This is a genomic window from Pseudoalteromonas sp. 5Ae-yellow (genome assembly GCF_014077565.1).
In the GTDB taxonomy this organism is placed as follows: Bacteria; Pseudomonadota; Gammaproteobacteria; order Enterobacterales; family Alteromonadaceae; genus Pseudoalteromonas.
The window spans coordinates 1-1,269 of the sequence record NZ_JACGWD010000152.1 but is presented as its reverse complement, the minus strand read 5'-3'; the positions used below and the strand labels follow the sequence as shown (position 1 = coordinate 1,269).

General features: G+C 51.9%; 1 rRNA gene. It reads right to left on the bottom strand.

Annotated elements, in window-relative coordinates:
• Positions 1-1,269, bottom strand: a 23S ribosomal RNA gene (locus H4J63_RS19740); the annotation flags it as partial.

The following is a 1,269-nucleotide window of genomic DNA, read 5'->3' as shown; positions in this document are numbered from 1 at the left end:
AACGGCCCTTCAGAGACTTTAAAAGTCTAGTGAGAACTCATCTCGAGGCCTGCTTCGCGCTTAGATGCTTTCAGCGCTTATCAGTTCCGAACGTAGCTACCGGGCAATGCCATTGGCATGACAACCCGAACACCAGCGGTTCGTTCACTCCGGTCCTCTCGTACTAGGAGCAACCCCTCTCAATTCTCAAACGCCCACGGCAGATAGGGACCGAACTGTCTCACGACGTTCTAAACCCAGCTCGCGTACCACTTTAAATGGCGAACAGCCATACCCTTGGGACCGACTTCAGCCCCAGGATGTGATGAGCCGACATCGAGGTGCCAAACACCGCCGTCGATATGAACTCTTGGGCGGTATCAGCCTGTTATCCCCGGAGTACCTTTTATCCGTTGAGCGATGGCCCTTCCATTCAGAACCACCGGATCACTATGACCTACTTTCGTACCTGCTCGACGTGTCTGTCTCGCAGTTAAGCTGGCTTCTACCATTACACTAACCGTACGATGTCCGACCGTACTTAGCCAACCTTCGTGCTCCTCCGTTACTCTTTAGGAGGAGACCGCCCCAGTCAAACTACCCACCAGGCACTGTCCGTAACCCCGATTCAGGGGCCAACGTTAGAACATCAAAACTACAAGGGTGGTATTTCAAGGTTGACTCCACAACAACTAGCGTCGCTGCTTCAAAGTCTCCCACCTATCCTACACATGTAGGTTCAATGTTCAGTGCCAAGCTGTAGTAAAGGTTCACGGGGTCTTTCCGTCTAGCCGCGGGTACACAGCATCTTCACTGCGATTTCAATTTCACTGAGTCTCGGGTGGAGACAGCGTGGCCATGGTTACACCATTCGTGCAGGTCGGAACTTACCCGACAAGGAATTTCGCTACCTTAGGACCGTTATAGTTACGGCCGCCGTTTACCGGGGCTTCGATCAAGAGCTTCTCCCTAAGGATAACCCCATCAATTAACCTTCCGGCACCGGGCAGGTGTCACACCGTATACGTCATCTTGCGATTTTGCACAGTGCTGTGTTTTTAATAAACAGTCCCAGCCACCTGGTCACTGCGGCTCCCGTCCGCTTAGAGAGCAAGTCTCATCACAGATAGGAGCGTACCTTCTCCCGAAGTTACGGTACGATTTTGCCTAGTTCCTTCACCCGAGTTCTCTCAAGCGCCTTAGTATTCTCTACCTGACCACCTGTGTCGGTTTGGGGTACGATTCCATATAATCTGAAGCTTAGAGGCTTTTCCTGGAAGTATGGCATCA